General features: G+C 65.8%; 23 protein-coding genes and 1 tRNA gene. 18 read left to right on the forward strand and 6 right to left on the reverse strand.

All coding sequences use genetic code 11. The annotated features are described in order from the left end of the window. The 5 genes from A2Z13_05615 to A2Z13_05635 all read right to left on the reverse strand — a co-directional run. Positions 1 to 544 (reverse strand): prolipoprotein diacylglyceryl transferase (locus A2Z13_05615; protein OGP76216.1); only part of this gene is annotated, 544 nt, incomplete at its 3' end. After that, positions 525 to 980: a signal peptidase II gene (locus A2Z13_05620; protein OGP76242.1), complete on the reverse strand. Its 456-nt coding sequence runs from the start codon at positions 978 to 980 to the stop codon at positions 525 to 527. The genes A2Z13_05615 and A2Z13_05620, both read right to left, overlap by 20 nt. 60 nt (positions 981 to 1,040) lie before the next feature. Then, the gene (locus A2Z13_05625; GenBank protein OGP76217.1) at positions 1,041 to 3,824 is read right to left on the reverse strand and encodes an isoleucine--tRNA ligase; all 2,784 of its coding nucleotides are present in this window, start codon (positions 3,822 to 3,824) and stop codon (positions 1,041 to 1,043) included. Positions 3,825 to 3,870: 46 nt separating this feature from the next. Continuing rightward, the gene (locus A2Z13_05630) at positions 3,871 to 6,081 is read right to left on the reverse strand and encodes a hypothetical protein (GenBank protein ID OGP76218.1); all 2,211 of its coding nucleotides are present in this window, start codon (positions 6,079 to 6,081) and stop codon (positions 3,871 to 3,873) included. Between the two features lie 74 nt (positions 6,082 to 6,155). Next, complete coding sequence (locus tag A2Z13_05635; GenBank protein ID OGP76219.1) at positions 6,156 to 7,175, reverse strand: 3-deoxy-7-phosphoheptulonate synthase; 1,020 nt, start codon at positions 7,173 to 7,175, stop codon at positions 6,156 to 6,158. Between the two features lie 129 nt (positions 7,176 to 7,304). Between A2Z13_05635 and A2Z13_05640 the strand changes: the two genes are divergently transcribed. The 9 genes from A2Z13_05640 to A2Z13_05680 all read left to right on the forward strand — a co-directional run bounded on the left by A2Z13_05640 (position 7,305) and on the right by A2Z13_05680 (position 13,217). Beyond that, positions 7,305 to 7,970, forward strand: coding sequence for a hypothetical protein (locus A2Z13_05640; GenBank protein OGP76220.1), 666 nt, complete (start codon positions 7,305 to 7,307; stop codon positions 7,968 to 7,970). Beyond that, entirely contained in the window at positions 7,934 to 8,845 is a 912-nt protein-coding gene (locus A2Z13_05645; protein ID OGP76243.1) for a phosphorylase, read from the forward strand. Before A2Z13_05640 ends, A2Z13_05645 begins: the two co-directional genes overlap by 37 nt. Continuing rightward, entirely contained in the window at positions 8,842 to 9,123 is a 282-nt protein-coding gene (locus tag A2Z13_05650) for a hypothetical protein (protein ID OGP76221.1), read from the forward strand. The genes A2Z13_05645 and A2Z13_05650 overlap by 4 nt, the downstream gene beginning before the upstream one ends. Before the next feature lie 19 nt (positions 9,124 to 9,142). Next, positions 9,143 to 9,415, forward strand: a complete 273-nt coding sequence (locus A2Z13_05655; GenBank protein ID OGP76222.1) for a hypothetical protein — start codon at positions 9,143 to 9,145, stop codon at positions 9,413 to 9,415. Positions 9,416 to 9,583: 168 nt separating this feature from the next. After that, the gene (locus tag A2Z13_05660; protein OGP76223.1) at positions 9,584 to 9,874 is read left to right on the forward strand and encodes a co-chaperone GroES; all 291 of its coding nucleotides are present in this window, start codon (positions 9,584 to 9,586) and stop codon (positions 9,872 to 9,874) included. A 39-nt stretch (positions 9,875 to 9,913) separates the two neighbouring features. Then, positions 9,914 to 11,542 (forward strand): chaperonin GroL, encoded by a 1,629-nt coding sequence (locus A2Z13_05665; protein ID OGP76224.1) that lies wholly within the window; start codon positions 9,914 to 9,916, stop codon positions 11,540 to 11,542. Positions 11,543 to 11,615: 73 nt separating this feature from the next. Further along, entirely contained in the window at positions 11,616 to 11,891 is a 276-nt protein-coding gene (locus tag A2Z13_05670; GenBank protein ID OGP76225.1) for a hypothetical protein, read from the forward strand. Between the two features lie 81 nt (positions 11,892 to 11,972). Beyond that, the gene (locus A2Z13_05675) at positions 11,973 to 12,833 is read left to right on the forward strand and encodes a bifunctional 5,10-methylene-tetrahydrofolate dehydrogenase/5,10-methylene-tetrahydrofolate cyclohydrolase (protein OGP76226.1); all 861 of its coding nucleotides are present in this window, start codon (positions 11,973 to 11,975) and stop codon (positions 12,831 to 12,833) included. Between the two features lie 3 nt (positions 12,834 to 12,836). Next, positions 12,837 to 13,217, forward strand: coding sequence for a hypothetical protein (locus A2Z13_05680; protein ID OGP76227.1), 381 nt, complete (start codon positions 12,837 to 12,839; stop codon positions 13,215 to 13,217). On the opposite strand, the gene A2Z13_05685 is transcribed toward A2Z13_05680, so the two are convergent. Next, entirely contained in the window at positions 13,214 to 14,062 is an 849-nt protein-coding gene (locus A2Z13_05685) for a hypothetical protein (protein OGP76228.1), read from the reverse strand. The two genes, A2Z13_05680 and A2Z13_05685, sit on opposite strands and share 4 nt — an antisense overlap. A gap of 93 nt (positions 14,063 to 14,155) precedes the next feature. Between A2Z13_05685 and A2Z13_05690 the strand changes: the two genes are divergently transcribed. The 9 genes from A2Z13_05690 to A2Z13_05730 all read left to right on the forward strand — a co-directional run bounded on the left by A2Z13_05690 (position 14,156) and on the right by A2Z13_05730 (position 21,811). Further along, a complete protein-coding gene (locus A2Z13_05690; GenBank protein OGP76229.1) occupies positions 14,156 to 14,842 on the forward strand; it encodes a rhomboid family intramembrane serine protease in 687 nt (228 codons plus the stop codon). Between the two features lie 124 nt (positions 14,843 to 14,966). Further along, positions 14,967 to 15,251 carry a DNA-binding protein HU gene (locus A2Z13_05695; protein ID OGP76230.1) on the forward strand — a complete coding sequence of 95 codons (285 nt, stop codon included), beginning with the start codon at positions 14,967 to 14,969 and terminating at the stop codon, positions 15,249 to 15,251. 84 nt (positions 15,252 to 15,335) lie between these two features. Beyond that, positions 15,336 to 15,794, forward strand: coding sequence for a hypothetical protein (locus A2Z13_05700; GenBank protein OGP76231.1), 459 nt, complete (start codon positions 15,336 to 15,338; stop codon positions 15,792 to 15,794). An 86-nt stretch (positions 15,795 to 15,880) separates the two neighbouring features. Next, positions 15,881 to 17,164: a phosphopyruvate hydratase gene (locus A2Z13_05705; GenBank protein OGP76232.1), complete on the forward strand. Its 1,284-nt coding sequence runs from the start codon at positions 15,881 to 15,883 to the stop codon at positions 17,162 to 17,164. A 1-nt stretch (position 17,165) separates the two neighbouring features. Next, positions 17,166 to 18,704 (forward strand): phosphoglycerate mutase (2,3-diphosphoglycerate-independent), encoded by a 1,539-nt coding sequence (locus tag A2Z13_05710; protein OGP76233.1) that lies wholly within the window; start codon positions 17,166 to 17,168, stop codon positions 18,702 to 18,704. A 20-nt stretch (positions 18,705 to 18,724) separates the two neighbouring features. Beyond that, complete coding sequence (locus A2Z13_05715; GenBank protein OGP76234.1) at positions 18,725 to 20,434, forward strand: hypothetical protein; 1,710 nt, start codon at positions 18,725 to 18,727, stop codon at positions 20,432 to 20,434. A 44-nt stretch (positions 20,435 to 20,478) separates the two neighbouring features. Beyond that, on the forward strand, positions 20,479 to 20,811 hold the full coding sequence (locus A2Z13_05720) for a hypothetical protein (protein ID OGP76235.1): 333 nt from the start codon (positions 20,479 to 20,481) through the stop codon (positions 20,809 to 20,811). Positions 20,812 to 20,815: 4 nt separating this feature from the next. After that, positions 20,816 to 21,661 carry a hypothetical protein gene (locus tag A2Z13_05725; GenBank protein OGP76236.1) on the forward strand — a complete coding sequence of 282 codons (846 nt, stop codon included), beginning with the start codon at positions 20,816 to 20,818 and terminating at the stop codon, positions 21,659 to 21,661. A gap of 68 nt (positions 21,662 to 21,729) precedes the next feature. Beyond that, positions 21,730 to 21,811 (forward strand) — tRNA-Leu (locus A2Z13_05730). Positions 21,812 to 21,835 lie beyond the last annotated feature (24 nt).

The following is a 21,835-nucleotide window of genomic DNA, read 5'->3' on the forward strand; positions in this document are numbered from 1 at the left end:
TCCCGAAGATGGCGAACGCCGCGAGCGACTCGTAGATCTGCGTCGGGTGCAGGTGCAAGCCGAGCGGGGCCAGGGAGGCCGGGTCGGTGAAGACGATCGCCCAGGGCACGGTGGTGAGCTTCCCGTAGCAGCAGCCGGCGGCCGTGCAGCCGATGCGCCCGAACGCCAGCCCCAGCGGGATGCCGATGGAGGAGGCGTCGGCGACGGGAAGGAACGGCATCCGGTGCCTTCGCAGGAAATAGACGCACACCGCGACGGCGGCCAGGAACCCGCCGTAGAAGACGAGCCCCCCGTTCCACAGCTTGAAGATCTCGAAGGGGGCGGCCCGGTAGTGGTCCCAGTAGACCAGGACGTGGAAGATGCGCGACCCGACGATGGACGCGATCACCACCCAGAAGCCCATGTCGTAAAAGGTTTCCCGGTCGAGCCCCTTGCGGGCGATCTCCCGTCCCGCGATCCACAGGGCGGCGAGGAACCCGATTGCCACGAAGACGCCGTAGGAGTAGATCTTCAGGCTGCCGATCTTAAGAAGGACGGGGTGCAACTTCTCCCTCCTTCGACCAGAATAGCATGTCGAGGATGAGCAGGAAGACCCCGACGGTAATCCCGATGTCGGCCAGGTTGAAGGCGGGCCAGTGGTAGTGGTGCCAGTGGACGTCGAGGAAGTCGACCACGTAGCCCAGCCGCGCCCGGTCGATCAGGTTCCCCCCCGCCCCGCCCAGGATGAGCCCCAGGCCGCAAGGCGCCGGACCCTTTCCCGGAAGGTAATGGAGGTACGCGAGCACGGCTGCCACCGCGAGCACCGTCGCCACGATCAGGAGGGGATTGACCCATGCGTGATCCAGGCTGGAAAGAAATCCGAAGGCGGCCCCCCGGTTGCGGACGTGGACGACGTGAAAGTAATTCTTCCATATGGCCCGGGCCTCGTAGAGCCCGAAGTGGCGAACGATCCAGACCTTGCTCCACTGGTCGGCGACCATAAGGGCGGCGGCCGCCAGGAGGGGGGCGGCGAATTTGCGAAGCCGCGGCAAGAAGGCGCCTTATCCGGCGACCGCCGCGGCGCACCGGCTGCACAGCTCCGGAGTGCCGGGGATCGTCCCGACGGCGGGGGTGTGGTTCCAGCAACGCTCGCACTTCCCCCAGGCGGCTTTTTCGACCTTCGCCTTGAGGCCGGGGAACGCCGCGCTTTCGTATGCGCCGGGCCCGGAGACGTCGCCGATGGCGAGCCCCGACACGATGAGGGCATCCTGGATCTCCCGCCGCCGGCTCTCGAACAGGTCGGCGAAGGGGCCGGGCGACACGGTCACCAGGGCGTCCTGGTCGCTGCCGATCGTTTTCTCCTTGCGCGCGGCCTCCAGCGGCTGGGCGATCTCGGCCCGCAAGGCAAGGATCCGCTCCCAGCGTGCGGCGATCTCCTCCTCCCCGGCGATCTCCGCCGGCTTCGGAAGGTCGGACAGGAAAACGCTCTCCGGCTTCCCCGGGAAGGCGGGCAGCGTTCCCCAGGCCTCCTCCGCGGTGAACGACAGCACCGGCGCAAGCAGGGAGAGCAGGCCGCGGGTGATCTCGAAGAGGGCCGTCTGCGCGGATCGCCTGGCCGGGTCGTCCGCTTTCGAGCAGTAGAGGCGGTCCTTGAGGACGTTGAGATAAAAGCTGGACAGGTCCACCGCGCAGAAGTTGTTCACCGCGTGGAAGATGAGGTGGAACTCGTAGTTCTCGTACGCCCGGAGGACCTTCTCCGCCAGCCGGCGGAAGAGGACGAGCGCGTACCGGTCCATCTCCGGCATCCGGTCGTACGGGACGGCGTCCCGCTCCGGGGAGAAGCCGTCCAGGTTGCCCAGCAGGAACCGGATCGTATTCCGGATCTTGCGGTAGGCCTCGGTCAGCCGGTCCAGGATGTCCTTGGAGAGCCGGATGTCGTCGCGGTAGTCCTCGGCGGAGGCCCACAGCCGCAACAGTTCCGCGCCGTTCTTCCGGATGATCTCCTCCGGGGCGATGACGTTCCCCCTGGATTTGTGCATCGCCTCGCCTTTGCCGTCCACGACGAATCCGTGGGTCAGCACGGCCTTGTAGGGGGCGGCCTGCCGCGTCCCCACCGCCGCGAGGAGCGTGGAGTGGAACCAGCCGCGGTGCTGGTCGGACCCTTCGAGGTACAGGTCGACCGGGACCCCCAGGTTCTCCTTCCCCTCGCACACGCAGGCGTACGAGACGCCGGAGTCGAACCACACGTCGAGGATGTCGGTCTCTTTCCGGAACTCCGTTCCCTTGCAGGCGGGGCAGGAAGCGCCGGGCGGCAGCAGCTCCTTCACGTCCCGGTGGAACCAGGCGTCGGCCCCTTCCTTCTCGAAGATCCCCGCGACGTGGTCGATGAGCTTCCGGTCGAGCAGATCGTGCCCGCACTCCCCGCACTGGAAGATGGCGATCGGCACTCCCCACGCCCGCTGGCGGGAGATGCACCAGTCCGGCCGGTTGGCGATCATCCCCTCGATCCGCTCCTGTCCCCACGCCGGGATCCACCGGACCTTCCGGATTTCCGAAAGGGCCTTCGCCCGCAGCCCCGTCTTGTCCATCGAGATGAACCATTGCTTGGTCGCCCGGAAGATGACGGGATGCTTGCACCGCCAGCAGTGCGGGTAGGAGTGGGTGACCTGTCCTTCCCGGAGCATCGCGCCGACCTCGGTCAGCTTGGCGTTGACGCGCGGGTTCGCCTCGAAGACCTGCATCCCCGCGAAGAAGGGGACGTCCTTGGTGAACCGGCCGGCGTCGTCCAGCGGGGCGTAGATCTCCAGCCCGTATTTGAGCCCCGTCTCATAGTCCTCCCGCCCGTGGCCCGGTGCCGTGTGGACGCAGCCGGTGCCTGCCTCGAGCGTCACGTAATTGCCGAGGACCAGGATGGAATCGCGGTCGACGAAGGGGTGGCGGCACCGCAGACGCTCCAGGCCGGTGGAGCCGAAGGTCGCCAGTCGCGCCGGATCCTTGAGACCCGCCTCGCCCGTGAACCGCTCCGCCAGCCCTTCCGCCACGACGTACACCTCGCCTCCGGCCTCGAGCGCGACATAGGTGAAGTCCGGGTGCAGCGCTACGCCGAGGTTCGACGGGATCGTCCACGGGGTGGTCGTCCAGATGACGAAGAACACCTTCTTCCCCGCGAGGGCCGGATGGATCTTTTCAGGAGGATCGACGAAGGGAAATTTCACATGGATGGAAGGGGAGGTGTGGTCCGCGTACTCCACTTCCGCTTCGGCCAGGGCGGTCTTGCACGTCAGGCACCAGTAGACGGGCTTGGTCCCCTTGTAGACCGCACCGGACTCGACGAACCGGGCGAACTCCCGCAGGATCCCCGCCTCGTAGTCGAACGACATCGTCCGGTAGGGGTTCTCCCAGTCCCCGAGGACCCCCAGGCGCTTGAACTCCTGCCGCTGGATGTCGATGAACTTCGCCGCGTACTCGCGGCAAAGCTTCCGCTTCTCCCCCGTGGGGATCGCTTCCTTTTTCGCCCCCAGGTTCTTGTCCACCTGGTGCTCGATCGGCAGCCCGTGGCAGTCCCAGCCGGGGACGTACTCCGCCCAGCGGCCCGACAGGCTCCGGTATTTCACGATCACGTCCTTGAGGATCTTGTTCAGGGCGTGCCCGATGTGGATGTGGCCGTTGGCGTACGGAGGTCCGTCGTGGAGGACGAACTTCTCTTTCCCCCGGTTGCGAGTGGCCATCGCGCGGTAAAGGCCGGCCTTCTCCCACCCGGCAAGGATCTCGGGCTCCCGCTGGGCGAGATTCGCCCGCATCGGGAATCCGGTCCGCGGCAGGTTCAGGGTGTTCTTGTACTCCATCGGATTCCTTCGTTCCGTCGAGCCTTTTAAAGCGTTATTTATACCACTATTTGAAGAGGTTGCGGAAGAAGTCGCCGATGCCGCGAAGGCCCTTCCGGAACGTGTCGACCAGGGGATGAACGGGATGAAGGGGGCACGTCTCCTTGGGGGCCGTCCCCTCGATGAAGGCCTCCGTGAACGGCTCGGGGCAGGCCGTCGTGGCCAGGTAGCCGGAGGCGGGGTCGATGACGGCGGAGACCACCCCCTGCGGAACCGCCAGGGCGCGCGGCCCGGAGGCGGGGTACAGCGCCTTCATGAACCGGGTCCAGATCCGGAGCGCCCCCGCCGCGCCGGACAGGCCGGTCTCCTTTCCCGAGTCCTTTCCCACCCAGACGACGCATGCCACCTCCGGCGTGTACCCCGCGAACCAGGAATCGCGGTAGTTGTCGGTCGTTCCGGTCTTGCCCGCTACCGGGAAGCCGATCCCCGAGGCGCGCGCCGCCCGCCCGGTCCCTCGCTCGACCGCTCCTTCCAGCGCGGAGGTGACCAGCCAGGCGGCGCGGGGGTCGACGGCCTGCTCCACTCCGGCCTTCTCCGCGTAGACCGTTTCCCCTCCGGGTCCGACGATCGCCTCCAGCGGGAACGGCTTGTGCCGCCTGCCGCCCGACGCGAAGGTCGCGTAGGCGTACGCAAGCTCGACCGGCGTGACTTCGAAGGACCCCAGCGCCAGGGAGGGGACGGGGGAGAGGCGGCTCGCCACCCCTGCGTCCCGCGCGGCCGAGACGACCTCCGGGAGGCCCACCTGCATGGCCAGGCGGACGGCGGCGGTGTTGACCGAATCCTCGATCATCCGGCGGACGCTGATCGTCCCGTACTCTTTCCCCTCGAAGTTTCCCGGCGTCCAGCTCCCCTCCGGCGTGTTCACCGAGAGCGGCTCCCCCGAGAGCGGGCTGGCCAGCGTGATCTTCCCCTTCCCCCGGACGGCCTGCTCCATTGCGGCCAGCAGGACGAAGGGCTTGAACGCGCTGCCGGGCTGGCGCCGCGCGTCGGCGGCCCGGTTGAACTGCGTCTCTCCGTAGCCGCGGCCGCCGACCATCGCGGTCAGCTCGCCCGTGGCCGGGTCGACCGCGACGAGGGCGGCCTGGAGCGGCTCCCCGGTTTTCCTGCCCGCCTGCTCGATCTCGGCGAGCCCCTGGGCGACGGCGGCCTCCGCCGCCGCCTGGTGGAACGGGTCGAGCGAGGTGTAGATCCGGTAGCCCTCCCGGTACAGCTTCCCGTCCCCGATGCCGTCCTCGGCGAACCGCTGGACGTAGTCCGCGAAGTACTCTCCGCCGCGCGCCGGCAGGGGCCGGGGGTTTGTCCGAACGGGGGACCGCACCGCCCTCTCGTATTCCCGGGCGTCGATCATCCCGAGCTGCGCCATCCGGGAGAGGACCCAGTCCCGGCGCTCCCTGGCCGCCTTCGGCTGGCGCATGGGCGAGTACCGGTTGGGCGAGTGGATGATCCCCGCCAGCAGGGCCTCCTCCTCCAGGGAGAGCTCGCCCACGCTCCGGGAGAAGTAAAACCTCGCCGCCTCTTCCACGCCGTAGATCCCCCTTGCCCCCTCCTGCCCGAAGTAGATCTTGTTCAGATAGGCCTCGAGGATCTGCTTCTTGGAGAACCGGATCTCCATGAGGAGCGCCAATTCCGCCTCGCGAACCTTCCGCCACAGGCTTTTTTCGGGGGTCAGGAAGAAGTTCTTGGCGAGCTGCTGGGTGATGGTGGATCCCCCCTGTACGAACCGGAAGTGGCGCAGGTTGGCGATCGCCGCCCGCGCGACGCCCGGGAAGTCGATGCCGATGTGGGAATGGAAGCGGGCATCCTCCGCGGCCAGCACGGCGTCCTGGAGCCGTTTCGGGATGGCCGGGAGGGGCACCATGCGCCGCGACTCCCTGCCGGGCCCGAAGATCCGGCCCACCTCCTCCGGATCGAGGAGGACCTCCTCGAGCGGGGCGCCGGCCGTTGTCGAGAGCGAAGCGATGCGGCCTTCCCTGGATCCGATCTCCACCGTGAAGCTGCGCTCTTCCTGCTCTCCGTAGCGGAAATCCCGGGTATGGATGCGGATCCTGTCCCCCTCCTCGGACCAGCTTCCTTCCGCGAGCGGCGCGCCCGTCACCTTCCGATAGGAGAGGCGGTTGAGCCTCTCCGCGAGCCGCAGGTTGCCGAGGGAATCCCCGGGGTGGATCCGTGTGGGGCGCCCGTACAGGACCGACGGGACCTCCCAGGCATCACGCGTCACGCCCGCCCCGACCTTGTAGTACAGGTAGGCGGCGTGGAGGAGAAAAAGCGCGGCGAGCGCGAGGAGAAGCTTCTTCAGATCGTGCGTCCCGCGGCGGCGATAAAGGCGGAAAGCGTTTTCATGGTCTCTCGGAACTTTTCGAAGGTGAGCGACTGCGGCCCGTCGGAAACCGCCTTCTCCGGGGTGGGGTGCACCTCGATCATCAGCCCGTCCGCGCCGGCGGCCACGGCCGCGTACGCCATCGCCGGGACGTACGCCGCGTGCCCCGTCCCGTGCGACGGGTCGACGATGACCGGGAGGTGCGTGCGCTCCCGGAGGACCGGGATCGCGGAGAGGTCGAGCGTGTTGCGCGTCGCATCCTCGAAGGTGCGGATCCCCCGCTCGCAGAGGATCACCTGGCGGCTTCCCTCCGACAGGCAGTACTCCGCGCTCATCAGGTACTCCGTGATCGTCGTCATCATGCCGCGCTTGAGAAGGATGGGCCGCTTCGACTTCCCGATCCGCTTGAGCAGCGCGAAGTTCTGCACGTTGCGCGCGCCGACCTGCAGGATGTCGGAGTAGTCGGCGACCAGCTCGACGTCGATCGGGTTCAACACCTCGGTCACCACGGGCATCCCGGCCTTGTCGCCCGCGCTGCGCAGGATCTTCAGCCCCTTCTCGGCGAGTCCCTGGAACGCGTACGGCGAGGTGCGCGGCTTGAAGGCCCCGCCGCGCAGCACGTGCGCCCCCGCTGCCTTCACTGCCCGGGCCGTGGCGACCATCAGCTGCTCGTTCTCCACGGAGCAGGGGCCCGCGATGATGAGAAGCTGCCGGTCCCCGACGGTCACTCCCGGCGCGATCCGGATGACGGTACGCTCGGGCTTCACCTCCCGGCTGGCGAGCTTGTACGGCTTCAGGATCGGGACCACCCGCTCCACGCCGGGCAGGGACTCGAGGGACTGCAGGATGAACTTCCCCCGCTCGTCCCCGATCGCGCCGATGACCTTCCGGGTTTTCCCGTGGATCGTGTGGGGCGTGTACCCCAGTTCCCTGATCTTCTCGATGACGGTGCGGATTTCCGCTTTGGAGGCCCGGGCCTCCATGACGATGATCATGAATATCTCCCTTTCACAGGGCGTATAGTTCCGGGGAAGGATACCATTATAGGCGAATCGTCCCCTTTATTTCCATCGGGATGGGGGGTATTCTGGTCTCACGCCCGGACCTTCGACAGGAGGAGGAAGATGAAAAAAATCGCGGTATTGTTGCTCTCGGGGCTTTTCGTCGCAACGCTATCGGCCACGGCGCCGGCGCAGGACCGGTATGACCGGTACGAACGGTATCCGGGCGGAGGTCCTCCCCCGCCGCGAGCGGCGGGCGCCCCGCCTCCCCAGCACGCCGTGCACGGGCAGCCCTACTTCTTCGCCCACCTGGGCCTGTTCGAGCCGAACGACAGCGCCGCCGGGCTTTCCGGGTACGACACGGGCGGGAACTTCAACATCGGAATCGGGTCCCGCGTCTCCCCGTTTCTCGCGGTCGAGGGCTCGTTGGGCGGCTACTCGGCGGAGAGGGGCTCGGACGATGTGTCGGTGGTTCCGCTGACCTTCGGGGTGAGGATCGTCGTTCCCCATCCCTTCATGGAGCCGTATATCGGCGCGGGCCTGGGGCTGTATTTCTCCGAATTGAAGGAGGCGGCAAGGCCGGGATTCAGCGGGATCAACGATAGCGACACGGTGTTCGGCGGCTATGGGTCGATCGGGGTGGATGCCTGGCTCAACCCCCGGATGGCGCTGAATTTCGAGGGGAGATACCATTGGGCCGAGCCCACCTTCACGTCGGCGGCCGGCACCCCGTTCGACGTAAAGGTCGGGGGCTGGACGGTCAACCTGGGGGTCCGGATATCGTTCTGATCCTGGGAGGATCCGGGGCGTACGCGCTGCCGGGGGGAACGCTGGGCCGGCGCCTCTCCACACGCCGCGTGCGCACGCCTTTCGGCCTCTCCAATCCGGTCCACCTGTACGACAAGGACGGATTCCGCTACCTGTTCCTTTCCCGCCACGGGGAGCGCGGCTACGAGAAGACCGCGCCTTTCGTGAACTACCGGGCCAACATCTACGCGGCAAAGGTCCTGGGCGTCCCGCGGATCGTCGCCTGGACGGGCCCGGGGATCCTCTCCGGGAAATACCGTCCCGGCGACCTCGTCCTTCCGGACGACCTGCTGGATTTCACGCGGAACCGCCCGTCCACGTTCTACGAGGGGAAGGGGATCGGCTTCATCCGCCAGTCGCCGGTCTTCTGCGAGACGCTGCGCGCGGCGCTGTGCGCAGCGTGGGGAAGGGGCTCGGACGGAATCCGCCTGCACGCGAAGGGAACGTACGCCTGCACCGAGGGGCCCCGGCTGGAGACGCCCGCCGAGATCCGCTTCCTGGCGGGCGCGGGTGCGGACATGGTGGGGATGACCCTGTGCCCCGAGGCGTTCCTCGCCCGCGAGCTGGAGATCTGCTACGCGCCCGTGGGGTACCTCACGAACTACGCGGAAGGGGTGAGACCCCTGCCGTACCGGCGAGCGACGCTTTTCGAGGGGATGCTGCCCGCGAAGAGCGCGGGCCGCGTAGAGCGGGCGAAGAACGCCATCCCCCTCCTGGCGATCGCCGCCGCCCGGTCGCTTTCCGTGAAGGAAAGGGATTGCCCCTGCGCCGTTTCGATGGAAAGATATCGCCGCAAGGGAGTCGTCGGCGAAGATTTCCGGACCTGGGTGGCCGCCCCGGTCAGGAGGAGCGGTTGAAGATTCGCGAAGAAGATCTCCAGCGGGTCTGCAAGACGATCCTCTCCCGCTGGAAGGAGAAGGGGATGATCCGGCCGAAGGCCGCCGAAGACGTCCTGCTGGCGAAAATGATCGGCGAGGTCAGGAAGGATTTCCAGCGGGAAGTGGCGCTCGACCGGGAGGTCGAGGCGCTGATGGAGAAGCATTCCCGGGAGATGTCGCAGTCGCAGGCCAGCTCCCACGTCCTGTTCCAGAAGATCAAGGATCGTCTCGCCAAAGAGCGGGGCATCGTTCTGTAACCCTTTAAGGAGAAAGGCCTTGCGCCTGACCGAGGACCGCATCTCGCACCTGTCCCGCCTGGTGATCGACCGCCTGTACAAGGACGACCTGGCCGATTTCCCCGACGAGGGGATGGCGCTGCGCGAGGCCAAGGCCGCCTTCCAGGCGGTTGTCCGGGCCGAGGACGAGGTGGACAGCTTCGTCCGGGGGAAGATCGCACGGCTCTCCCGGCGCCCCCCCGAAGGGGGCAGGGAGTGGGACATCCTCTACCGGAAGTATTTCGAGGAGGAGATGGCGAGGCGAAAGCCGTAGGTCGACGGGCCGCCTCGCCTGCCTGCCGCCCGCATGCCTGGGGGTTTTTCCTTCTGCCCCCTTGACAGCCCTCCGGAAGGTCGGTATATTCGCTGTTAGCACTCGCCTCTGTCGAGTGCTAACAGCCGGATGGCCGCTATCCCATATACAACCGCAGGAGGAGACGACATGAAGGTAAAGCCGCTGCAGGACAGGATTCTGATCAAGCGCGTGGAGGAGGAGACGAAGACCAAGGGCGGGATCATCATCCCCGACACCGCAAAGGAGAAGCCCCAGGAGGGGCTGGTGGTCGCGGTGGGCTCCGGCAAGGTGACCGAAAAGGGGACCCGCGTGCCCCCCGAGGTCAAGAAGGGCGACCGCATCCTCTTCGGGAAGTATTCCGGGACCGAGATCAAGGTCGACGGCGAGGAGCACCTGATCCTCCGCGAGGACGACATCCTCGCCATCCTCGAGAAATAGCGAACCCATTACGAGACGACAAAAGGAGGAAATACAAAGATGGCGAAACAGCTGAAATTCAGTGAGGAGGCCCGTGCCGCGATCAAGGTGGGCGTGGACCTTCTGACGGACGCGGTCAAGGTGACCCTGGGCCCCCGGGGCCGCAACGTGATCATCGAGAAGTCGTTCGGTTCCCCGCTCGTCACCAAGGACGGCGTCACCGTGGCCAAGGAAGTGGAGCTGCCCGACAAGTACGAAAACATGGGCGCCCAGATGGTGAAGGAGGTGGCCTCCAAGACGAGCGACGTGGCGGGCGACGGCACCACCACGGCAACCGTCCTGGCGCAGAAGATTTACCAGGAGGGCGCGAAGCTCGTGGCCGCCGGGTACAACCCCATGGACCTCAAGCGCGGGATCGACAAGGCGGTCGAGGCGGTGGCGGCCGAGTTGAAGAGGATGTCCAAGCCGACCAAGGACCCCAAGGAGATCGCCCAGGTCGGAACGATTTCCGCGAACAACGACGAGACGATCGGGAACATCATCGCCGAGGCGATGTCCAAGGTCGGCAAGGAAGGGGTCATCACCGTCGAGGAAGCCAAGGGGATGGAGACGACGCTCGAGATCGTGGAGGGGATGCAGTTCGACCGCGGCTACCTCTCCCCGTACTTCGTCACCGATCCCGAGAGGATGGAAGTCATCCTCGAGGACCCGTACATCCTCATCCACGAGAAGAAGATCTCCAACATGAAGGACCTCCTTCCCCTGCTCGAGCAGATCGCCCGCTCGGGCAAGCCGCTCCTCATCGTGGCGGAAGAGGTCGAGGGCGAGGCGCTGGCCACCCTGGTGGTCAACAAGCTGCGCGGCACGCTGCACGCCTGCGCGGTGAAGGCTCCCGGCTTCGGGGACCGGCGGAAGGCGATGCTCGAGGACATCGGGGTTCTCACCGGCGGCAAGGCGATCGCCGAAGAGATGGGGATCAAGCTCGAGGCGGTCCAGTTGACCGACCTGGGCCGGGCCAAGCGGGTGGTGATCGACAAGGACAACACCACGATCATCGACGGCGCCGGCAAGAAGGCCGACATCGAGGGCCGGGTGAAGCAGATCCGCGCGCAGGTCGAGGAGACCACCTCGGACTACGACAAGGAGAAGCTCCAGGAAAGGCTGGCCAAGCTGGTCGGCGGCGTCGCCGTCATCAACGTCGGCGCGGCGACCGAAACCGAGATGAAGGAAAAGAAGGCGCGGGTGGAGGATGCGCTCAACGCCACGCGGGCCGCGGTGGAGGAGGGGATCATCCCCGGCGGCGGCGTGGCCTACATCCGCGCGGCGATGGTGCTCGACGGGATCAAGCTGGAACACGACCAGGCTGCGGGCATCGACATCGTGAGGAAGGCGCTGTTCGAGCCGTCCAAACAGATCGCGATCAACGCGGGCCAGGACGGCGGCGTCATCGTGGAGAAGATCAAGAACGGGAAAGGTGCCTTCGGCTTCAACGCGGCCACCGAGGAGTTCGAGGACCTGATCAAGGCCGGGATCCTGGACCCCACGAAGGTGGCGCGCGTCGCGCTCCTGAACGCCGCGTCGGTGGCGGGGCTCTTGATCACCACCGAGTGCGCGATCTCCGAGAAGCCGGAAGAGAAGGAGAAGATGCCTCCGATGCCTATGGGGGGCGGCGGCGGCGGGATGTATTAAGAAACCGTGATATCCTGAAGTCCATCCGGGGGGCGGGGTCACCCGCCCCCCGTTTTTCGAGGTGAGGAAAGCCGTGCCGATCTACGAGTACCAGTGCAGCAAATGCAACGAAGTGACCGAGCGGCTCCAGGGGATCCACGACTCTCCGCTCAGGAAATGCCCTTCCTGCGGCGGCAGGGTGCGGAAGAAGATGTCCTCCGGGGCGTTCGTGCTCAAGGGGACGGGGTGGTACGCCACCGACTACGCCAAGGGGAACGGAAAGAACGGGAAAGGGGAAAAGACCCCGTCTTGCCCCGCCTCCGGCGGAGAGGCACCCCCTTCCTGCGCCGGCTGCCCGAAGGCCGAATAGCCGCCATCCCTCGTTCTTCCTCTTGCCCCCGCAGCGCGATTCGAGGTAGATAGGTAGATCCTTTCGTGCAGGGGGGCGTGAATGTCCGCGCAACGGATCGACGGGAAAGCGATCGCGGCTGCAATCCGGGCGGAAATCAAGGAAAGGGCGGCGGAGTTCAACGCCCGCACCGGCATCCGGGCGTGCCTGGCCGCCGTGCTCGTGGGGGAGGACCCGGCCTCCAGCGTCTACGTCCGCAACAAGGGGAAAGCGTGCATCGAGGCGGGGATGCTCTCCCGGCAGATCAACCTCCCCGCAACCACGTCGGAGAAAGAGCTCCTGGATCTCGTGGGGCGGCTCAACGCGGACGATGCGGTCCACGGGATTCTTGTCCAGCTTCCCCTCCCCGACCAGATCGACGAATCGAAGGTGATCGAGGCGATCGCGCCGGGCAAGGATGTCGACGGGTTCCACCCGGTGAACGCTGGAAGGCTCTTCATCGGCGAGCCCGGGTTCATCCCCTGCACCCCCTACGGGATCCTCAAGATCCTGGATTACGAAAAGGTGGAGCTCAAGGGGAAACACGCCGTCGTCGTCGGCCGGAGCAACATCGTCGGCAAGCCCGTGGCCATCCTCCTTTTGTCCCGCCACGCCACGGTGACCATCTGCCACTCGAGGACGCAGGACCTGCCGGGCGTGGTACGGTCGGCCGACGTGGTGATCGCGGCGGTGGGGAAGGCCGAGATGATCCGGGGCTCCTGGATCCGCCCGGGGGCGGTCGTCATCGACGTGGGGATCAACCGGCTGCCCGACGGCAGGCTGGTCGGCGACGTGGCCTTCGAGGAGGCCAGTGCCGTCGCCGGGAAGATCACCCCGGTCCCCGGCGGGGTCGGCCCGATGACCATCACGATGCTGCTCCACAACACGCTGGAAGCCGCGGCGCTCAGGGCGGCAGCGGAGTAGCCCCTGGCGGCCCCTTCCGATCGGCGGTATACGCGGACCCACGTCTGGGCGCGGCGCGGCGACAACGGGGATGTCCAGGTGGGGTTGACCCACGTGCCCGGCACGTACCTCGGCGAGGCCGTCTACGTGGAGCTCCCCCCCCTGGACGCCGAAGTCGCGATCGGCGAGCCGGTCGGGCTGATCGAATCGTCTTCCGCGGTGTGCGAAGTGGTGGCTCCGGTCTCCGGGATCATCGTGGAGATCAACCCGGCGGCCGAGCACTCTCCCGAGACGATCACGGCCGATCCGTACGGCGAGGGGTGGCTGCTGATGGTTCGGCCGGCGGCGCCCGCCGAGCTGGACTCCCTCCTCACCTGCGAAGAATACGAACGCCTGGCAGGCTAGCGAAGAATCCGGGTGTGCGTGACCGTGTAGATGAAGTGGGCGCGGATCTGGAGGTTCGCGATCTTGTACTCGGAAGGAATCGGGTCGTAAGGCGACGCCTTCCGGATGGAGCCCAGCGCCTCGTCGTCCAGGAACCGGTTCCCGGATCCGTGGATGAGGATGACCGATTCCAGCCTCCCGAGGCGGCCGACGACGAAATCGACGATGACCTCCCCCTCGACGCCGCCGGCGGCCGACGGGTAGCCCCAAACGAGCTCGATCTTCCGTTTGATCCCCGCGAAGTAGGAGATGTACTGGATCTCGGGAGCGTTGAGAGCCGTGAGATGGGCTCCCTCTCCGCCTTCCTCCACGATCCCGTCCTTTTCGCCGGCCTTCCCGCCGGTCCCCACCGTTTTCCCCGCGGTGCTTCCCGATCCGCGGCTGGCCGTCTTCTCCATTGCAAGGACCATCCTCCCTAGGGTCGGGTTCAGGTCCTGGATGGTCTTCCCGGATCTTCCGGGTGCGACGGTGGCGGAGGACGCCGGTCGTTCCGCGGGGGCTTCTCCGGGCCTGGGCAGGGGGAAACTCTCTTCCGGCGGCAGTGCGGGATTGACCGGCAGGTCCGGCACGCGCCCCTCCATCACGCGGGGAGGTTTGGGCGGCGGCGGTTTCGGCCGCCCCCCTTTGAGGATGCCGGCCTTGGGCGGCAGGAAGTCCGGCGCCCGCGGAAGATCGGCGAGATCCACGACCATCACACTCTCGGCGACGCGCGAGGTCCAAGGGATCAGGGAAGCCACGGCCACCATCACCAGGTGCATGAGGAAGGAAAGGGCGACGCATGACGCGAGGATTCGATGATTCGGCATAACCCAGTATTATAACAGCCGCTCCCCTCTTTCCAATTCCCGGAGGGGCCTGTACCATGAGAAAATCACTTTTCGGCCAAGGAGCGTGTCCCCATCATACCGATACGAGATACGGTCCCCTCTTCCCGGACGCCGTTCGTCAACTTCGCGCTGATCCTGCTCAACTCGGCGGTCTTCCTCTACCAGTTCACGCTCGGGGAGGCGGCGTCCGATTTCGCCTACACCTACGGACTCATCCCGTACCGGTTCCTGCACCTGTTCACCTCCCACCCGATGGAACTCCTGACCCCGCTCTTCGCGATGTTCCTCCACGGCGGATGGCTCCACGTGATCGGCAACATGCTCTTCCTCTACATCTTCGGCGACAACGTGGAGGACATCCTCGGCCACGGAAGGTACCTGATCTTCTACCTTTTGTGCGGAGTGGCGTCTTTCCTGGTGCAGATCCTGTTCCAGTCGAACTCGATGGTCCCCAACGTCGGCGCCTCGGGCGCGATCGCGGGCGTGCTCGGAGCCTACCTCCTCCTGTTTCCCCGCGCCCGGATCGTCACGCTGCTGCCGATCTTCATCTTCTTCACGGTCGTCGAGATTCCCGCGTTCATCTTCATCGGCATCTGGTTCCTGATCCAGTTCGCAAGCGGTGCACTGACGCTCGGGCGCACCGAGGCGCTGTCGGGCGGGGTGGCCTGGTGGGCTCATGTCGGCGGGTTCCTCGTCGGCATGCTTCTCATCAAGCTGATGGCCCCCCGGGGGCCTGCGCGCAGGCCCGTTGTAGTCTGACAATTCCCTTGACACTAAAGTTCCTTTCAGACTTAATTAAAAAAACAGTTTCGCCGACAGATCTACCGGCTGCCGGGCTTGGAGGCAATCGGGAACCTGAAAAAACTCTCAAGGAGGGCGGGAAATGACGAAGGCGGATCTGGTTGCTTCCATGGCGGACTCGGCGGGCATCAGCAAGGCCTTGGCGGAGAAGACGCTCAACGGCTTTATCACCGCGGTCGGAAAAGCTTTGAAGAAGGGCGACAAGCTTGCCCTGACGGGATTCGGCACCTTCAGCGTGAGTAACCGGAAGGCCCGCATGGGACGCAACCCCCAGACCGGCGAACAGATCAAGATCAAGGCGGCAAGGGTTCCCAAGTTCTCGGCAGGCAAGGGCCTCAAGGAAGCGGTCGGCGGAAAGAAGAAATAGCCCCAGGTTCAACGCTAGGCGAAAGAATCCGCTCCCCCGGCCGCGCACCGCAGGTGGCCGGGGATTTTTTTTGCCGGAGGGATCATGTTCCCGACCATCCTGCTCCCCACCGATTTTTCCGACTGTTCCGCAGAGGCGGCGCGGGTCGCAAGGCTTCTGGCGGATCGGTTCGGCTCGCGGGTCGTCGTGCTCCACGTCCTCGACGAGCCCGCCGCGCTGGACCCGATGTTCCGCGGGGACGTTCCGCTGGAGCTGCTCCGCAGCCGCATGGAGCAGTACGCCCGGGAAAGCATGGGCGCGTTCCTCGCGGCGCACTTCTCCGGGTTCGAGAACCTGGATACGATGCTTGCCGCCGGGATCCCTTACCGCGAAATCATCCAGAAAGCGAGGGAGTGCGGGGCGGGCCTGATCGTGATCGGGACGCACGGCCGCACGGGCGTGGAGCATGTCGTCTTCGGCAGCACGGCCGAGAAGGTGGTCCGCGTTGCCCCCTGCCCCGTGCTCAGCGTCCGCCTGGCGGGGAAGAAATTCGTTCACCCGTAATCTTCGCTGCCAGGGATGGAAGCGCAGCGTTCCGCAGGGGCATGGTGGTCGGGAGCGGAAACCATCCAGAGGAGGATAAAGCAGAGATGACGATGATCATCGATGTGCACGGGAGACAGGTGCTGGACTCGCGGGGGAACCCTACCGTGGAGGTTGAAGTGCGCCTGGAATCGGGGGCGGAGGGGCGCGCGATCGTCCCCTCCGGAGCGTCGACGGGCACGCGGGAGGCGGTGGAGCTTCGGGACGGCGACCCGAAGCGGTACCTGGGGAAGGGGGTCCTGAAAGCGGTCCGCAACGTGAACAAGGTGATCGCCCCGAAGATGATCGGCCTCGACGCAACCGAGCAGTCCTTCCTCGACGGCGTCCTCATCGAGCTGGACGGCACCGAGAACAAGGGGAAGCTCGGGGCCAACGCCATCCTGGGCGTCTCCATGGCCGCGGCGAGAGCGGCGGCGGAGGCCTGCGGGTTGCCGCTGTACCAGTACATCGGCGGCATCGGGGGGCGCACCCTGCCCGTGCCGATGATGAATATCCTGAACGGCGGCTCCCACGCGGACAACAACGTGGACATCCAGGAGTTCATGGTCATGCCGGTGGGGGCATCGTCCTTCGCCGAAGCGCTCCGGATGGGCGTGGAGACGTTCCACCACCTGAAGAAGGTCCTGAAAGGAAAGGGCCTCAACACCAACGTGGGCGACGAGGGAGGATTCGCCCCTCTCCTTTCGTCGAACGCCGAGGCGATCGAGGTGATCCTCGAGGCGATCGCGAAAGCCGGCTACAAGCCGGGCAAGGAGATCGGGATCGCGCTCGACTCGGCGGCCTCCGAGTTCGGCGAGAAGGGGAAGTACGTCTTCAAGAAATCGGACGGATCGAGGAAGGACGCGGAGGGGATGGTGAAGTTCTATGAGAACCTGTGCCGGCAATATCCCATCCTGTCCATCGAAGACGGCTTCTCCGAGGACGACTGGGACGGCTGGAAGCTGTTCACCCGGACGATGGGGAAGAAGATCCAGATCGTGGGCGACGACGTCTTCGTGACCAACCCGAAGATCCTGCGCAAGGGGATCGAGGAGAAGGCGGCGAACTCCGTCCTCATCAAGCTGAACCAGATCGGGACGGTGACCGAGACGATCGACGCCGTGGAGATGGCCAGGCGCGCCGGGTGGACGGCCGTGGTGTCCCACCGCTCGGGGGAAACGGAAGACACCACCATCGCCGACTTCGTGGTGGGATTGAACGTCGGTCAGATCAAGACCGGCTCGGCCTCCCGAACCGACCGGATCGCGAAGTACAACCAGCTGCTGCGGATCGAGGAGGAGCTTGGCCCCATCGCCCGATTCGAGGGGAGGGGAGTGTTCTATAATATCTGACATGGAACGCCGGTTCGTCGCGCTCATCGTGCTGGACGGGTGGGGCTTCCGCAGGGAGGCGGAGGCCAACGCGATCGTCCTTGCCAGCACCCCGTTCTTCGACCGCCTGTGGGCGGAGTTTCCCCACACGCTGATCCACGCTTCCGAGGAACGGGTGGGACTGCCCGCGGGGCAGATGGGCAACTCGGAGGTGGGACACTTGAACCTCGGGGCGGGCCGGGTCGTCTACCAGGACCTCGTGCGGATTTCGAAGGCGATCCTCACGGGGGAATTCTTCAGGATCCCCGCCTTTCATAAGGTGATGGACGCAGCTTCGGCGCGGGGGAAGGCCCTCCACCTCATCGGCCTCCTGTCCGACGGGGGCGTCCATTCCCTCCACACGCACCTGTACGCTTTCCTCGAGATGGCGAAGCTTCGGGGCCTCTCCCGCGTGTACGTCCATGCGATCCTCGACGGCAGGGACACGCCGCCGACCAGCGGCATCCATCACGTGGAGAACCTGCTGGCGAAAATGAAGGAGATCGGAATCGGGGAGACCGCCACGGTCGGAGGAAGGTATTACGCGATGGACCGCGACAACCGCTGGAACCGGGTCGAGCGGGCCTACCGGGCCATGGTGCGGGGGGAAGGGAAGGCGGGCACGGAACCCGTTGCCGCGGTTTCGGATTCCTACGCGGCGGGGAAGACCGACGAGTTCATGGAGCCCGTGGTGATCACGCGGGACGGCCGCCCCGTGGGACGCATCTCCCCCGGCGACTCCGTGATTTTCACCAACTTCCGCGCGGACCGCGCCCGCGAGCTCACTCGCGCCCTTGCCATGGAAGGGTTCGACAAGTTCCCTCGCCCGGAGCGCCTGGACCTTGCGGTCGCGTGCATGACCGCCTACGACGAAACGTTCGGCCTGCCGGCGGGATTCCCCCCGCAGACGATGGAAAACGTCCTGGCGACCGTCTTCGCCGCTCACGGCATCCGGAACCTCCGCATCGCCGAAACCGAGAAGTACGCGCACGTGACCTACTTCTTCAACGGGGGCGAGGAGAAGGTGTTCCCCGGCGAGTCGCGCATCCTCATCCCGTCCCCCTCCGTGCCCACGTACGACCTTCAGCCGGAGATGAGCGCCTACGAGGTGGGGGAGCGCGCGGAGGCGGAGATCGGCTCCCGTAAATACGACGCGATGATCCTGAACTTCGCCAACGGGGACATGGTCGGGCACACGGGGATCCTGTCCGCCGCCATACGGGCGGTGGAGGCCGTCGACGAAAACCTCCGGCGCGTCGTGGAGAAGGTCTGGGAGCTCGGGGGAGTCGCCCTGGTCACCTCCGACCACGGCAACGCCGAGCTGATGGTGGACCCGGAGACGGGGGAGCCGCACACGGCGCACACGACGAACCCGGTCCCCCTGATCTACGCGGATCCCTCGGGCAAGGGCCTCGTCCTCAAGGAGGACCGGGCCCTGGAGGACCTTGCGCCCACCCTCCTCCATCTGCTGAAGATCCCCCTTCCCCCGGAGATGACCGGGGAGGACCTCCGGAAGCGGTGAGCGGAGGGAATCGAGAGGCGATGCGGAAACAGTCGATCCTCGTCATCAGCAACGACGCCAGCGTCCGCGACATGCTGGCGAGCCTCCTGTCGGATTCGGGGTTCCACGTGTCGCTGGCCGGCACCGGGGCGGAGGCGCTCAAGATCGCCTCCAGCACGGCCCTGGACTATGTCCTGGCCGAGCTGTTCCTCCCGGACTACTCCGGCGTCGAGATCAAGCGGCGGCTCCACCGCTTGACCCCGAAAACCCGGGTGATCGTCGCCTCCTCCTTCACGATCATCAAGGGCTCGGACGACGTCCTCCGGTTCGGCTCCTCCGATTTCATCCTCGACCAGAAGGAGCTTCTGGACCTGATCCAGGCCGCGGGGGAGGAACGCTTCCCGGTGGCGCTCCCCGTGACCGACGACCGGCTGAAGCACTGCCTCGTCGAGACGATCGACGTCCTTGTGGGGCTTCTGGAGGTGAACGACCCGTTCTTCGGGGGGAACTCCCACATCACGATGGAGTATGCCCGCTCCGTCGCCGAGGAAATGAAGCTCAGCCAGGAGATGGTCGACGAGATCGTGGTGGCCTCCCTGCTCCATGACATCGGCAAGATCGGGATCAAGAGCGAGATCCTCACGTCGAAGAAGGAGATCAGCGAGTCGGACTTCAAGACGATCAAGTCCCACTGCGAGAACGGAGCGAAGATCCTCGATTCGATCGATTTCCCGTGGAAGATCCGGCCGATCGTCATCCATCACCACGAGCGGTACGACGGGAAGGGCTACCCGAGCGGGCTGAAGGGACGGGAGATCCCGATCGGGGCGCGGATCCTGTCCGTCGTCGATGCCTTCGCGGCGATGACCGCGAACCGCCCCTACCGGCGCAGCCTCGACAAGGAGGAGGCGATCCGGGAGCTCCACAAGAACGTGGGGACCCAGTTCGACCCCGAGGTCGTGGAGATTTTCACCAGCGTGGTCGAGAAGAAATACTACTTCCGGGGAGTGGGAGCCAAGCCCAAGGTCCTGATGGTGGACGACGAGGTCGACTATCTCACCCTCCTCAAGCTCAAGCTGGTGAACGAGGGGTTCGACGTCGTCGCCACGGACAACGCCGAGGAGGCCCTGAAGCTCATGGCCCAGGAAAAGCCCGACCTGGCCGTGGTCGACGTGATCATGCCGGGGATGGACGGCCTCGCCCTGTTCCGGAAGATGCGGGGCGGCGGGGGCGATCTCGCAGACACCCCGGTCATCTTCCTGACCGCCAAGGACGATACGCAGGTGAAGGTGGAGGCGCTGCACCTGGGGGCCGAGGATTACCTCGTCAAGCCGGTCGACCTCAAGGAACTCGCGGCGCGGATCCGGAACATCATCCGGAGGGATTCCCGCCTCCGGAAAGGGGCGGTGGGCGGAAGCCAGGGAGTGGTGGGGGACCTCAAGAACCTCGGCATCCCCGACATCGTCCAGACATTGCACCTCGGATTGAAGACCGCATGTGTTACTCTGAAGGGCGTGGGGGGGGAAGAGGGGCGCATCTATTTCGAGAACGGGCGGATCCGCCACTGCGAGGCGGGGAAGCTCTCCGGCGAGGAGGCCTTCTACAAACTGCTGTACCGGCAGGAGGGGCCGTTCGTCATCTCCCACGGCCAGACGACGCAGCTGCGGACCATCGCGATGGACGAGATGCAGCTGATGATGGAAGGCCTGCGGCGCATGGACGAGGAGAAGAAAGAAGGAGTTCCCGAGTGACCCTGTTTTCCAGGGAACGAAGGAGAAAGGAGAGACGTCAGAGAATGGCCACCGTTGTTTTTACCGTCCAGAGCGGCCGGGATCCGGTAAGGGTTTCCTCCCCGGTGACCGGGACCGTGAGGGACCTGTCCGCGCTCGGCATGTCGGTCGTCACCCCGAAGATCGCACCCAACGGCATTCACATCATGTACGACACCCTGATGACCACGCGCAACCGGGTGGACGCGACCGTATTCGTCGAAGGCGATCCCCCCGTCCGGGTTTCGGGAAAGGTCGTGTGGTTCCGCGGGGCGGAGGAACCGAAGGGATCGTACATCTTCGGCATGCAATTCGACCAACCCACCGCGGAGTTCGAGGAGGGGTTGGACCTCCGGTAGCACCTTGAAAGCCATCGACATCCACGCGCACCCGAGCACCCGCCCGTGGTACGAATCGATGCGGCCGTATTTCGAGGCCCTCGAGGCGTACTACAAGACGCCCTTCCGCGTCCGTACCGACGAGGAGATGGTGGAGGAGTTCCGCCGCGCGGGGGTCGGCGCGATGATCATCGCCTGGGACGCCGAGTCGACGACGAAGCTCCCCGCAACGACCAACGATTACACGGCATCGCTCCGCGACCGGTTCCCGGAAACGATCCTCGGCGCGTGGGCCTCGGTCGACCCCTGGAAGGGGGAAGAGGCGGTCCGGGAGCTCGAGCGCGCCGTTCGGGGACTGAACATGGTCGGCGTGAAGTTCCAGGGGGTTGCGCAGGCGTTTTTCCCCAACGACCGGCGGTTCTACCCTCTTTACGAGAAGTGCGTGGAGCTCTCCGTCCCCGTTCAGTTCCACACCGGCACGACGGGCCTGGGGGCGGGGACACCCGGGGGGATGGGGTTGAAGCTCAAGTATACCCAGCCGATCCACCTGGACGACGTCGCGGCGGATTTTCCCGGGCTCACCATCATCGCCTGCCACCCGTCGTGGCCATGGCAGAGCGAGATGATCGCGATCCTCCTCCACAAGGCCAACGTCTACATGGAGACCTCGGGCTGGTCGCCGAAGTACTTCACGCCGGAGCTCAAGAAGGAGATCGCGGGCCGGCTCCAGGACAAGGTGATGTTCGGCTCGGACTACCCCGTCCTCACCTACGAGCGCCTGTTCCGCGACTGGGACGCGGAGAACTACCCCGCCGCCGTCCTCGACAAGTTCTTCCTGTCCAACGCCCGAAGGATCCTGCGCCTCCCCTGATTTTGCGCTTGCCTTGGGGAACCTTCCGGATATACTGTGGTTTTCCGTTCAGGCAAGCTTCCTTGCGTGCGAGAGTGGCGGAATGGCAGACGCGCCGGACTTAGGATCCGGTGGGCAACCGTGAGGGTTCAAATCCCTCCTCTCGCACCACCGAGCAGCGTGCCGTTATCTAAA

The organism is Deltaproteobacteria bacterium RBG_16_64_85, assembly GCA_001798885.1.
Lineage (GTDB): Bacteria > Desulfobacterota > Deferrimicrobia > Deferrimicrobiales > Deferrimicrobiaceae > FEB-35.